We start from the raw sequence: 13603 nt of genomic DNA, 5'->3' as shown, positions 1-13603 counted from the left end.
GAAGGATATCGTCGAAAAAAAGAGAAAAGCTAAAATGGGCTGAAATCCTGACTGGAAGAAGAAGAGCTTTCCAGAGATAAATCCTTTTCAATTTCATAATATACTTCGAAATAGTTTAAATCACGATCTTATTAGATATGTTGATGATATACCGTATAATAGAGCATTTTTCTTTAGTGCAGGCAGCAGTACAAATTTTGATTTAGATTTTAATATTCCTATTTTTTTTCATGCGCAAACGGATGGCAAAGATGGGCTTTTTCAAGAATACGGCTTCCTAGTTACTTCAACAGAAGTGATTGTAAAAAAACCAATTACTATAAGGGATGAGAATAGTAAAAACATTAAAGATGTAAAAGCTGAATATCTCCCTTTTGCTAATATCTATAAAACTGATTTAATCTTGGAAAGTAGTAGAGGAAAGTTATATGTTTTTTATGCAGATGGGACGAAAAGAATGATTTCAATTGCTCCAGCAGAGGCAGAATTCTTACAGGCAGTGTTTGATATTGCAATTGAAGTTGGATGGACACATCAAGTTGAACAAATAATAGCAAGTTCTATACCAAATGAAGTAGATATTGAGCAAGTTGCTTTTTCAACTGAAGAAATTTCGGAAGCTTGGGAAAAGTCAGAGGCTGTTTTTAATAAGGAAAATGATATTCAAGAAAAGAATAATCAGGTTAAAAATATTGGTGCATTCGCAAATTTTAATCCTATACAAACTGAACTTGGTCAAAATCAAATTAATGACCGATTTGGTTCCGGTCAGGGGCATGGACATGTAGGTGAGCAAGCAGGTGATGTGTTTGATAAGTTACAATTAAGAGATGCACAAAAATTGGGTGCTAGTCATGAAAAACATGGTGCTGATAGGGTCGTAAATAATGAAAATATTCAAACTAAATTTGGCCGTACTTCAGGAAAAACAATCGGGCAATTTTTTGATAATGGAGTAGCAATTTATAAAAATCCAGATGGTTCAATGATGACATTAGAAGTTCCAAAAGACCAATATGATGATGTTGTCAAATTAATGGCTAAAAGAATCAAAAATGGTCAAGTACCAAATGAATCAAATCCTGCAAATGCTGCAAAATATGTTAAGAAAAGCCCGTTAACTTATGAACAAGCGCAGATTGCTACAAAATCGATATTTGATAGGAATTCTACAATTAAAGTGAGAGATGAATATGGTAATATTGTTACTAAAAATGTCACATTTGCGGAGAAATTGTTTTATTCAGCTGGCTTAGATTTTCTTACTGGCGCAACAGCATCAATGCCTGTTGGTTTAGTATCGGGTGTATGGGTATATTGTAATACTAGGAGTCAGGGGAAAGAACCTCAAGATGCATTAAAATTAGCAATGATTGCAACCGCTAAACCGGTATTAATTGGTGGAACTATGTACATGTTGTCCTCACAATTTGCAGGTAGTGCAATTGGTAAAAAAACGGGTGAATCTTTTGCAAAAAATATTCTTGGTAAAACACTTACGAATAATCAAAGAACTTCAATGGTGACAAAAGGATCAATGGGCCTAATGACGGCAGCAATTGTTGTTGGACCTGATTTAGTTGATTGCCTCCGAGGTAGAATATCGGTGGAACAATTAATTAAAAATGCTGTTGTCTCAGGTGGTGGCATGGTGGCAGGTGCAATGGCAGGTGCTGCCTTAGGTTCAGTTGTTCCTGGTGTTGGTACTGCGATTGGTACAGTTGTTGGAGGGGCTATGGGTGCTACGGCTACTAAAGCAATTGCTGACGAATTCAAAGTTGATGACAGTGTAATGATGATGCAAATTGCTAAAGAAGAATTTATTGAAACGGTTATGGTTACACCGTTATCACAAGAAGAATTTGAACAAATTTTAGAGAAAACATTTATACACAAACAATTTGCAAGCAAATTAAAGGATATGTTTGCTAGTGGAGAACCTAAAGAATATATACATAAAGAATTTTTGGATTTGGTTACTGAAGAATTCAGTAAACGAGAGTTACCAGATGAATCAGAAATTGTAGAAATGATGATGGTTCAAAAAGAATTATTTGGATTAGCTAGCTAAATTATGACATGTAAGGGTAGCAATTTAAAGTCGCTACTTTTTTATTGGAGGTATTATTTAAAGGAAAGTGACTGGGACAAAAGCCGATAAAAAAGACGAGAACAATTCATTAAGAAATGTTCTCGTCTTTTGTTATTTATATAAGATTAAAGGACTGAAAGTGTAGTTCCTATGCCGTGAAGAAGGATGAAATCGAGACCTTGGCTCGATTTCAAATTGAAAGATCTTGGCTTTCAATGGTCCCACGGCTATAAGGAACGTACACAGGAAGGACGAAAATCGAAGATTTTATACTTTTGTACCAGCCACTTTATTCATATCCACTTATTCATTTGAAAAGTTAGCGATGGTGAGTTGTTTCATTAACGGTGTTTTCTTAAATTGGTGTTCGTCGATGTCTTCCAGAATTTGGCGCAATAGGTGAATCCCTTCGAGGATGTGGTCGCCTTTGTTGAGCATGATACACTCGGCGCGGGAACCCATCGTAACGTCGGAAATTTCAGCTCGTGAAGGCACACCCGATTGGACTAGTGATTCCAAGACTTGGGTTGCCCAGATCACTGGAATTTGCGCTGCTTCACAGAACCATAGGATTTCTTCTTGGACAACGGACAATCTGAGGTAGCCGACTTCGACAGCCAAATCACCGCGCGCAATCATGATTGCAGTTGGACGATAGCGGTTGGCTTCAATGATAATGTTGATGAGGTTCTCAAATCCGGACACAGTTTCCAATTTAATGGTCGCCAATTTCCCAGCTTGGTCAGGATTCGCAGCTTCCTTCTCTGCCATTACGCGATTGATTTCCTTGACGTCATTGACATCGTGGACAAATGAAAAGCCTATCACGTCCGCAGCGGCCATCGAAAAATCGAGGTCCTCAATGTCCTTATCCGTTAAGACAGGAATATTTAGTTGGCGGTCCGGGAAATTAATCCCCTTGGTCGCTTTCACCTTTTTCCCATTCACAGCCATCTGCGTAATTTTAATCTTCACGCCCTCAGGATAGTGCTTGGCCACTTTGCCCAAAATTTTCCCGTCATCCAGCGACACTGCCTCATCGACCTGCAAGTCCTGAATGATATCCGGAATCGGGCATGATAAGACGATTTCCGCCCCATAAAAATCGTGTAGCGTTGTTTCACTTGTTAAAAAGAAGGAATCTCCTTCAAAAAGTTTTGGATTCTGTAAAGTAGTGTACATGGCCTGGATACGGACTTTCGGCCCAGCAATGTCTGTGAAGATTTTGACATCTTGCTGATGCTTGGCACTAGCGGCCTTGATATTATCGACCATTTGTCCCCAAACACTGGCATCATCGTGGGCACAGTTAATGCGCGCAACGTTCATGCCATCTTGGACCATGCTTTCCACCAATTCGGGGTCAGTCGATGCTTCGTGAGGCATGGTTACCATGATGCGCGAGTAGCGGTTTTGCGGACTCGGTCCAAAGAAGGTGGACGTCAGCTGATCAAGTGTAGAGCCCTGTCCTTGTAGGGATTTGGTCAAGAGCTCAGGTGCCGTCAACTCGTCCGTAGTGCCTGCACTTTTTCCCAATTGATAAATGACTAAGTCAAGAGTTGGGAGGACTTGGCCTTCTAGGCGTCCGAGTGAGGACAGGCCGACGTTGCCTAGTTGGACTTGGAGGTCCCGGATGTCGCGTCGGCGTAGGGCGACGTAGTAGGCAAAGTTCAGGGCTGCGGCTTTGAAATCAGGCGCAGGGTGTCTGGTTGCCATGAGTCGTAGATGTCTTGGCCTTCTTGGTAGACGGCTTCGCGAAGTTGGGTCACCTGTTCATAGAGATTCTGATAGATTTCATTGAGATTTGGCTGTTCATTTGTCATACTGTCTAACCACCTTTGTGTGTTTTGGAAAACGTTTTCTTTATCTATTTTCATTATAAAGGCAATCTGGTCTAATGACAAATTCTTATCGGTATTCGCATTTACAGGCGTGTACTAAACTGAATGTAGTCAGTATTTAGAGGAGGACAAGATGGATATTCAAGAAGTAAGCGAAAAATCAATGGAAATCAGAAATTTATACCACGCCTTAGAGGAAAAACACCACGGGTCTAAATGGTCAGTGGAAGAGGATGCCTTAGCATTCTTGACGGATGCAGGACTAGTTGGCCGCTGGACTATGGATCATGAAGGCAGATGGCCAAGTAGTGATGCGGATATGTTGCCTGCGAAAATTGGGGAAACAGTCTGGTGGTTAGCAGTACTTGCAGACCGTATGGACTTGGATTTTGAAGCATGTGTAGCCGATTTTTTGAACGGCCGCCTAGATGCGATGAAGCAGTAATTCTTAGTTGGAAGAATGGCAGTTGGTCAGTCTTTTTTATTTAGCAATTTTTGTCATTAAGCGCTTTCAAATATTTGGAACCGTGTTAAAATAAATGTATTAAAATAGGGGAGGTTTTTTATATTATGGTAGATCATTATTTAGACCCAGACTGCGGCTATTGCCAAGCACAAGCACATCCGGATGAAAAACATGTCGGTGATTTTGGTTACTTAGTTGGCGAATTACCAAACTCTGTCGTGGTTATTTTCAATGAACAATCACATCCAGGTCGCGTCATTGTTGCAAACAAAAAACACGTCAGCGAGATGGTAGATTTAACGGATGACGAACGCAATGCCTATTTTGCGGAAGTAAATCAAGTGGCAAAAGCATTGCATAAATTGTTCAATCCTGACAAAATCAATTACGGTGCTTATGGCGATGGTGGGTCTCATTTACACTTCCATCTTGTACCAAAATATGAAGGCCAAGCAGAGTGGGGCAAACCATTCGCAATGAATCCTGGCGTGACACATTTAGCTGGCGACGAAGCCTATGAAAAAGTTGCCAGTGACTTACGTGCAGAATTAGGCATTTAATCCTTCTAGGCGCAGTATTCTTTTTTACAAAAATCTATCAATTTATTGTTTACAAAAATGATTCTGTGTGCTACAATTATTCAGGTGTTCTTTGAACGCTTAACTTTATGATATTCCGCTGTGACTAGATAGTCATATGAGTGTTGTTGGAAGGAGAGAATCTTAATGAGTAATTTAATTGATCAAATCACTGCTGAACAACTACGTACTGATATCCCAGACTTCCGTCCTGGTGACACTGTCCGCGTACATGCGAAAGTTGTCGAAGGTGAACGTGAACGTATCCAGTTATTCGATGGTGTTGTAATCCAACGTCGTGGTGCTGGTATCAGCGAAACTTATACAGTTCGTAAAATTTCAAATGGTGTTGGTGTTGAACGTACTTTCCCAGTACACACTCCACGTGTAGCCAAAATTGAAGTATTACGTCAAGGTAAAGTTCGTCGTGCGAAATTGTTCTACTTACGTGACTTACATGGTAAGGCAGCACGTATCCCAGAACGTCGTCGTAAACAAAAATAATCGCTACTACAGTAGCTATACAATTAACACCCAGGTCTTGTATTTATACAAGTTCCTGGGTGTTTTTTTTTGTGTTTTTATAAATAAATATAACTTTATTCAATAGTTTTTCTATCAGAGGTTATTCGTTCACTGGTGACTTCATTGAATGCATAATATATATTTTCGAAATCTTGCTTGTTGGGCATATTTTCAATATAAATCAATCTAGAACTCTGAACCTTAGTAGGGAAATCAGTTATGATAATATCCATTTTATTTTGTAAAAGAAAATGGATATCAGGATTCATTAGCTGGCAAGGACTAATAATGACACTTTGTGGTAAGTGTAAACGGAGAACGTCACTTATCATTTCAGCACTATTATCAGATTGTATACTAAATACACCTATTGTAACAGGATAAGCTTCTTTTAATAATTGTGGCATCAAATTTTTCCATTGTGATATTACTACATAGACAACAACATATTTTTCTGTTTCATCAAGAAACATGTCGAATGTTTTAAAATGTTTTATCAATAATTGATTAATAGCATCTACAAATTGGGGCGCAATTTTTTGAACATCTTCAATGAAATTTTTATTTTTATCGTAGAGAATAGAAATGGTAAATGGACGATAATTCACTAAATTGATTGCGTTCATAATAGCTAAGATGAGTTCGTTAGTGTTAATTAATTCCAAATGAAATGTCCGTTGAATATTTGTGATACCGGTTATTAATTGGATAAATTGGTATGAAGTGTTTTTACTTAAAGACTTATCTTCTCTTAAACAAGTAGTGTCAAATAAAAAATTGAATTCAATTAATGAGTAATAAATCTGTAACCATAATTGTTCGTCAAATTTAGTTTTAAAAGTAGATTCTAGTGTAGTAATTAATGCAGTATTACTTATAAGGTCTTTTAGATATGAAAATTCATTCAATCTACTACTTGTAATTTTGACAGTGTGGCCACCAGATGTTCGAATTAGTTCTAAATATGTTGAAATTTTAAAATTATTAAAATCAGAAAATCCATAAAGAATATCAAAATGATCTCTTAATGGTTGTAATAATTCTATAAAGACTGAATCATCTAAATCTTGAAATGGAAAATTTTTATGATTATATTTTGATGTAAAATATTGATAAAAGTAAGAGCGAATATTTTTTTCATTTCCGATAATTTCGACAGGATTGCTTGAAATATAGATATCATAGTGTTTAAATTTTTGATTGATGATTTTTATCATACGATAAACTGTTGAGACACTTTTGAATATATTATTAGCAAGTTCTTCTACTGACTGCTTGCCTGAAAAAAATATATACTCCAGCATTTGATAATAATCTGAGTACTCTAAAAATTTTTTTGAAAGAGAAAACATGCCCACATTGTGTGGTAATATGATTCGAATTCCCCTAGATGACTGATCAATTTTTACCATATCAAAAAACTCTTGAAAATAGGCAATATCCTTACGCAACACCCGCTCAGATACACCTAAATCTTCAGCAATTTCAGTAATTTTTCTCCACCCACCTTGACGCACTAGCAATTCTAAAAAATCAAATCTTCTTTGTTCAGTAGTTGTTAATAAATTTTCCATCCCAAAAGTCCTCATTCCAAAGTTTACATATAACTCGTTCTTTCTAAAAAAAAAAAAGAAAAATTAACTGGATTATAAATAAAAAGTTTAATGTTTTCAATGTCAATATTGGAAATCAAAAAACTATTATTGATAAATCACACGAAAATATACTTTTTAGTGTATCGATATTTGAAAATAATTTTACACTATTTACACGTTGTTATCAAAGTGTTCCAAACATACTCTTTTTTAACACAATATTTACCTTTAATTAATATATAATCCTTTTAGTGAAAATGTTTATGAATTGCGAGGTGAATCTTAGAGAAAAAATGGAAAAGATAAAGAACTTGGTAAGAATGATACGTGGTGAGCCAATGAAGATTACAAATGTTTTCTTAATCGTTCTACTTATATTGCAACTCACATTGCCTATTATGCTCAGCACGGAAGTAAAGAATGTATTTGCTCAGGAACAAACTAGCAATGGACAAGCTTTCGATAGCAATATTGATCAAGCGCAAATAGTTAGTGATCAAGAAACAATTAGTAGTCAATTCGTAGGTGATTTGTCATCATCCAGTCAAGAAATTTCAAGTAATCAAGTTGATACCAACATAATTGATTCGGAAATTGAAAATTCAAACTCTGTAATAACAAACTCAGAAAGTAATAACCAGAGTACCAATGTGGAGTCATCTTCATCGTCTGAAGTTAATAGTGAGGTTGAGTCAGTTGAATCGGTTGAAAATGAAGTGTCTTCAGAAGAATCTTCTATTCTTTCGGATGAAAGTGGTAATGAGAAGGATACAGTAGACGTTAAGCTAAGTTACGAATATGAAGGCAATTTGGTTGAGGTCAGTGGTAAAGCTGATGTTTTGCCAAAAGATGCCAGCATAAAAGTTCGTTCAGTTACGAAAGCAAAAGTGGATGAACTGATTAATCAAATTTCGTCAAGCGAAGAACCTTCATATGATACCTTTATTATATTTGATATAACAATTTACGATAAAAATGGAGAAGAAATCCAGCCAAATGGATCAGTTAGCGTCAATATTAATGGGTTAGATAGTATAAAACCAGATACTGAAGCTACGGTATATCATGTTGATGAGAATGAATCAAATGTGGAAACTTTTGATACGCAAACGGCCGAAGAAGCTGTCACTTTTGAGACAAATCATTTTTCTATTTATGTAGTGGGCGTCGATCAAGACGATACGTATAATAATAGTTCAGATGGACGGTACAAGTTGGCGATAGGTGATACCATCACTTTGGATAACGATACTTTATCTACTTCAAATTGGTCAGCTAGTGGGCAAGGATCAGTATCACTAACAAATGCTGGTGATACAGTAAAGGTTACAGGTTCTGCAGTTGGACCAGTAACTATTACTAATACTTCCCAAAACAGGACTCATAGATTTTACATCCAAGTTACCCCCAATACGGTTGACGAAATAATCCCCGCTACTTCACCTAATCTTGAAAATACGGGTCAAGTTACAGCTAGTAAAACTGCCACTTGGGTGGATTATAAAAATCGTATTGCTAAGATTGACTTAACTGTCCACGGTAACCCAGTAAAACAAGGCTCAGATATTATTTAATCATGGATACATCAGGATCCATGAATACACGGATAGGTACTGCGCAATCTGCCAGCAAACAGTTTATTAATACCTTGTTGGGTAATCAGAACGAATATGGAAATCGTGTTGCCTTTATACCTTTTAGTCATGGGAGTATGGCTGGGGGGAATGACAGTTTGGAAGTTGCATCAGCAACTGCAGGTAGTCATAATTTTACGGATAATGCTACAACCTTAAATAGCTATGTAGATAGTACATTCGCACTAGGAGGAACAAATTATTCAGCTGCTTTGCAGAAGGCAATTAGTTTTAGGGATAGTCGGTCGAGCAGCGAACAAAGTCGTCCGTTGTATGTTGTTTTTATGTCAGATGGGGCGCCAGGTTCAAATGGGCAAGCGATTAGTGATCCTAATTGGAATGGTAGTGCCCAAGCAACGGCTTTAAAAAATGCTGGTGCAATCATTTATACGCTAGGAATTCAGGTTTCTGGTACAGCACCACAAGCACTGACAAATATTTCTAGTTCAGTTAATGGTCAACCTTTATATAACAGCGTGACAAATCTGAATGATATCAGTAAAGTGTTACAAGAAATTGCCGGTAAAATTCATTTAGCCGGTACAAATGCTAGTTTCACAGACTATATTTCAGATAATTACGAGTTTTATAGTGCGGGTTCCTATATTAGTGATGGTACTTATAACAGTACCAATCGTTCAGTAAATATCCCAATTGTTGGTGATATTACGCAAGAAACAAAACAGTACAAAATATATGTTCAACTAAAAGACGATTTATGGCTTACTGACCAAACATATGATACCAATATAGATATTCATCTTGACTATGATGATGTTAATAAGGTTTCACAACAACTTCAAAAAGATGAAATTGGTAATCCGTCACTTAGTGTTACTTATGGGACCATTGGTATCAAATATGTGCTTGTAGATAAAGATGGAAATTACATCAACCAAAATGGGGAAGTGGTAGATTATCAAAACCGGGTGTTTGTGGGTAGCCAAGATCCTATGCTATATCACATGGTCAATGGAACCAATCACTTAGAGGTGTATGGTGATCCCGTTTATCAAGTACCTGCAGATCCGCCAGAAAATTATGCCTTGTATAGTGGTGAAAATGATCCAAAAGCTGTTACTTTAACAAATGATCAAAAAAATCAAATCGTTGAATTTAAAGTAATGATTCCAGAACCAGACCCTATTGACTTTATTTTTACAAAAGTAGATGAAGAAGGACGAGACCTGGTAGGTGCATCATTTACACTTGAAAAATTGTAGATGATGGGTCAAAAACAGAAATTGTTGTTAATTCAGGTAGTGGGGCACTATTTTCATATAAAGACTTGACAACTGGACGTTACAGACTTACTGAAAAACAAGCACCATCTGGATACAGCTACCGCTATCAAACACTTGGAACTTTGATATTTCAAAAAATGCAGATAATCAATTGGTTATCGATTTTGATGGCCAGGGTCTAGAACCTGATCCGGATGCATCTAATCAGTATATTGTAAAGAATGTAAAACAAGATGCATTTCCGCAAACAGGTGGATTAGGTACACTGCCATTTCTAAGTGTAGGTTTGTTAATTATAGGTATAAGTATAGGTTTGTATCAAAAAAAAAGTGGGTAGAGAAAAGAATGGAGAAAATAATGAGTAAAAATAAATTGAAACAATTCATTGGAATCATGTTCCTAACAGTAATTGCTTTTTTTGGGATTGCAGGTAATAATTCTGCGGTTCAGGCGACTTCAGAAGCAAACTTTATGACAACAGTTAATATACATAAAATTGAAACAAGTGCCACACCTAAAGATTTGACAGCTGATGAACTTGAAAATGGTATTTCAGATTTAACTGAATGGTTTGGGGAAGGTGCAAAACCTCTTCAAGGTGTACAATTTTATATCTATTCGGTTACTCAACAACAGTACCAAAATATGACAGCTGCTTCAGCTAGCTATGACACTGAGGAAGAAGTTGAAGCATATGTTGGTGCAGAAGCTACTCGAGTTTCAACAGATGCGACAGATGGTGAAGGAGTAACAAGTGTCGACTTAGGAGAGGGATATTACTGGGTAATTGAACAACCTTTAACAACAGTTGCTTCTTCTACAGCCGTGCCTTTTGGCTTGACTTTACCTTATACCAATTCAGTTGGGACAGCAAATTTAGAAACTATCAACGTGTATCCTAAAAATACGCTTGAAGCAACTCCAACGGTATCGAAGGCACTTGATCCAGAAACAACTATTGAGGGATCACAATATATTGGGCAAGAATTTGCTTGGACAGTGACGAGTGATGTTCCAAATGGGATTGAAGAATACACCAAATATAAATTTACAGATGTTCTAGACCAAGCATTGGATTATGTTCGTGTAGATATGGTATCTCCCCAAGGTTTAACAAAAGATGTTGATTATACAGTATCTTATAATAATCATACTGTAACGGTTGAATTTACTTTAACTGGTATTGGAAAACTAGAAGATACAGATATAATCGAATTTGATGTAGTAACTAAAATGAATAATAAAGCAGTTCCAGGTACATCAATTAAGAATAATGTTACATTAACTTATGAAACACCACATACTGATGGTCCAGTGGATGAGCCAAATGAAGAGGAACCTGAAGTATTTACTGGCGGACATGACTTTAAGAAAACAATTGACACAACTGATGGTGAAGGACTAGCAAAAGCGGAATTTGTTATTCAAAATTCAAAAGGTGAATATATCATTCAAGACGCAACGACTAAAGCAGTCACATTTACTGGATCAATCGATGATGCTACACGATTTATTTCTGGTGTAGATGGTACCTTTGCGGTGGATGGTTTAGCATTTGGTGATTATACGTTAGTTGAAACGAAAGCACCTTCAGGATATGCATTACCGACAAATCCAGACACAGCATTTACGGTAACTAAAACATCTCATACTGAAGTGGCAACAATCGTCAACAAAGCAATCACTATCCCACAAACAGGTGGTATGGGTACAATTCTATTCACTGTTGTTGGTTTAGCTTTAATGATTTTTGCAGTTGTTTACTACAAAAAAACGAATCAAGCATAATTTGTTAACTTAATGCAACGTTGAATTAGCCAAGGAGTTAAGACCTAATGAATGGGCTTAACTCCTTTTCATATGTATCTTGATTATAGAAAGGGGCGGAAAATGTCAAAGACAAATCAACATACGAAAAAGAAATCACCAGTGTTTATTATTTTGATTTTTTTCATAGGTTTTTCCATCCTGATGTATCCCCTTGTATCCCGTATTTACTATAACTATCGGGGCAATGAAGAGGTAGCTTCATTCCAAGAAGGAGTTAAGGATTTATCTGATGAAAAAGTTCAAGAAAAACTAGATTTAGGTTATGCCTATAACAGTGCTATTGTCTCCAATGTCATGGCACCCGTGGGCGATCCTTATTCAAATGAAGAAAAAGAAGAAGGCGTGGCAGCCTATGCACGAATGATTGAAGTAAACGAAAAAATTGGTGTCGTGAATATTCCTGATATAGATGTATCGTTGCCCATTTATGCCGGAACAAATGAATCCGTGCTTCAAAAAGGCGCCGGACATTTAGAAGGAACTTCTTTGCCAATTGGTGGGTTAAATACACATAGCGTGATTACAGCTCATCGGGGGTTACCTGAAAATAAGTTGTTTACTGATTTAGATAAAATGGAAATGGGCGATTTGTTTTATGTAGAAACTATCGCAGGTAAATTAGCTTATAAAGTTACAAATATTCAAGTAATTGATCCGAGCGAGATTGGTACTTTAGCGATTCAAGAAAACAAGGATTTAGTCACACTACTTACTTGTACACCCTATATGATTAATACACATAGACTCCTAGTTACGGGAGAACGGACTGAGATGCCAGTTGAAGCTATTGAAGATATTCAACCTTCAATGTTAGAACAATGGCTGAATATTATTACGGATTATCGTTGGTTTATTTTATACTTTATTGTTTTTATTATAGTAGTAGTGATAAAAAGAAAAATAAGAGTGTTAAAAAATGAAAAGTAAGAGTGTAGGATTAATCATTTTTATTCTGGGGCTCAGTATCTTTAGCTATCCCTATATATCAAAAAGTTACTACGATTATATATACAGGCAAGAAGTTGAATCAATTGAGGATAGTTTCAGTGATGCAAGTGACTCGGATAATCTATATGCAGAACAAGTTTCATATAATGAAAATGCGATAAGTGAATTAGATGAAATTGAGCAAGCAAATGTAACGTTTAAGGATGATAGCCCAGAAAATCAAGTCGATTTTTCTGATACAAATGTATTAGGAACTATGTCTATACCAGCCATTGATTTGTATTACCCTATTTATGATGGGGCTTCAGATGAAAATCTGTATCAAGGATTGGCTCGTGTCACTGGTACGAGTTATCCAGTTGGTGGCATCAATACTAATGCGGTGATTGCAGGACATAACGGACTTGCGGGAAAAATCTATTTTTCTGATATTGATCAACTCGTTACAGGTGACTTAATTCAAATACAGAATCGTCATGAGAAGCTAACATATGAGGTTTATGATACGGCCATTATTAAACCTGACCAGGTTAGTGCACTAGCTATTATTCCTGGGCAAGACACTTTGACCCTATTAACATGTATTTTTCTACCGGATAGTGTGGACCGATATTTAGTCTATGCACGTCGCATCGAGAACCCAACGGAAGAACGAGAGGGACAAGAAGCACAAGATAATTCTTCTATAGAAGAAAAAAATCCAGAAGATGAAAAAAATCCAAAGCTTGATCAATCATCAATCATCCAACATATTGAATTGTTTGTGCAACGATACGGGTCAATTCTTGTCATTTTAATTACGGGTTCTTTCATGATTTACTGGATTTTTATTCGGGACACAAAGAGGTAA

The 13603-nt window shown here is 36.6% G+C and carries 13 protein-coding genes; 10 read left to right on the top strand and 3 right to left on the bottom strand.

The window, feature by feature from the left end; translation table 11 throughout:
• Window positions 1-295 precede the first annotated feature (295 nt).
• Window positions 296-2071: a hypothetical protein gene (locus B9P78_RS00630; protein WP_148138557.1), complete on the top strand. Its 1776-nt coding sequence runs from the start codon at window positions 296-298 to the stop codon at window positions 2069-2071.
• Between the two features lie 324 nt (window positions 2072-2395).
• Here B9P78_RS00630 and B9P78_RS00625 read toward each other — a convergent pair whose 3' ends face one another.
• Window positions 2396-3478, bottom strand: a complete 1083-nt coding sequence (locus tag B9P78_RS00625; protein WP_233487625.1) for a pyruvate kinase — start codon at window positions 3476-3478, stop codon at window positions 2396-2398.
• A gap of 284 nt (window positions 3479-3762) precedes the next feature.
• Window positions 3763-3915 carry a hypothetical protein gene (locus B9P78_RS09905; RefSeq protein WP_233487624.1) on the bottom strand — a complete coding sequence of 51 codons (153 nt, stop codon included), beginning with the start codon at window positions 3913-3915 and terminating at the stop codon, window positions 3763-3765.
• Window positions 3916-4066: 151 nt separating this feature from the next.
• Here B9P78_RS09905 and B9P78_RS00620 point away from each other — a divergent pair, with 151 nt between their 5' ends.
• The 3 genes from B9P78_RS00620 to rplS all read left to right on the top strand — a co-directional run bounded on the left by B9P78_RS00620 (window position 4067) and on the right by rplS (window position 5481).
• Window positions 4067-4378 (top strand): MazG-like protein, encoded by a 312-nt coding sequence (locus tag B9P78_RS00620; RefSeq protein WP_094517667.1) that lies wholly within the window; start codon window positions 4067-4069, stop codon window positions 4376-4378.
• Window positions 4379-4503: 125 nt separating this feature from the next.
• Entirely contained in the window at window positions 4504-4959 is a 456-nt protein-coding gene (locus B9P78_RS00615; RefSeq protein WP_094517666.1) for an HIT family protein, read from the top strand.
• Window positions 4960-5124: 165 nt separating this feature from the next.
• Window positions 5125-5481, top strand: a complete 357-nt coding sequence (gene rplS, locus B9P78_RS00610) for a 50S ribosomal protein L19 (protein WP_123780711.1) — start codon at window positions 5125-5127, stop codon at window positions 5479-5481.
• Window positions 5482-5576: 95 nt separating this feature from the next.
• On the opposite strand, the gene B9P78_RS00605 is transcribed toward rplS, so the two are convergent.
• Entirely contained in the window at window positions 5577-7076 is a 1500-nt protein-coding gene (locus tag B9P78_RS00605; protein ID WP_158520566.1) for a helix-turn-helix domain-containing protein, read from the bottom strand.
• Between the two features lie 359 nt (window positions 7077-7435).
• On the opposite strand from B9P78_RS00605, the gene B9P78_RS00600 reads away from it, so the two are divergent.
• The 6 genes from B9P78_RS00600 (at window position 7436) to B9P78_RS00575 (ending at window position 13603) form a co-directional block, all read left to right on the top strand.
• Window positions 7436-8671 carry a hypothetical protein gene (locus B9P78_RS00600; RefSeq protein ID WP_148138556.1) on the top strand — a complete coding sequence of 412 codons (1236 nt, stop codon included), beginning with the start codon at window positions 7436-7438 and terminating at the stop codon, window positions 8669-8671.
• Window positions 8672-8691: 20 nt separating this feature from the next.
• The gene (locus B9P78_RS00595) at window positions 8692-9954 is read left to right on the top strand and encodes a vWA domain-containing protein (protein ID WP_158520565.1); all 1263 of its coding nucleotides are present in this window, start codon (window positions 8692-8694) and stop codon (window positions 9952-9954) included.
• On the top strand, window positions 9948-10157 hold the full coding sequence (locus B9P78_RS10620; RefSeq protein WP_369824289.1) for a SpaA isopeptide-forming pilin-related protein: 210 nt from the start codon (window positions 9948-9950) through the stop codon (window positions 10155-10157). Before B9P78_RS00595 ends, B9P78_RS10620 begins: the two co-directional genes overlap by 7 nt.
• Before the next feature lie 175 nt (window positions 10158-10332).
• The gene (locus tag B9P78_RS00585) at window positions 10333-11763 is read left to right on the top strand and encodes a SpaH/EbpB family LPXTG-anchored major pilin (RefSeq protein WP_158520564.1); all 1431 of its coding nucleotides are present in this window, start codon (window positions 10333-10335) and stop codon (window positions 11761-11763) included.
• Window positions 11764-11865: 102 nt separating this feature from the next.
• A complete protein-coding gene (locus B9P78_RS00580; RefSeq protein WP_158520563.1) occupies window positions 11866-12732 on the top strand; it encodes a class C sortase in 867 nt (288 codons plus the stop codon).
• Window positions 12722-13603, top strand: a complete 882-nt coding sequence (locus B9P78_RS00575) for a class C sortase (RefSeq protein ID WP_094517658.1) — start codon at window positions 12722-12724, stop codon at window positions 13601-13603. Before B9P78_RS00580 ends, B9P78_RS00575 begins: the two co-directional genes overlap by 11 nt.

This window comes from Aerococcus sp. 1KP-2016 (genome assembly GCF_002252085.1).
In the GTDB taxonomy this organism is placed as follows: domain Bacteria; phylum Bacillota; class Bacilli; order Lactobacillales; family Aerococcaceae; genus Aerococcus.
Note: the sequence above shows the minus strand (reverse complement) of the source record. Positions and strands in the feature narration are given on the sequence as shown.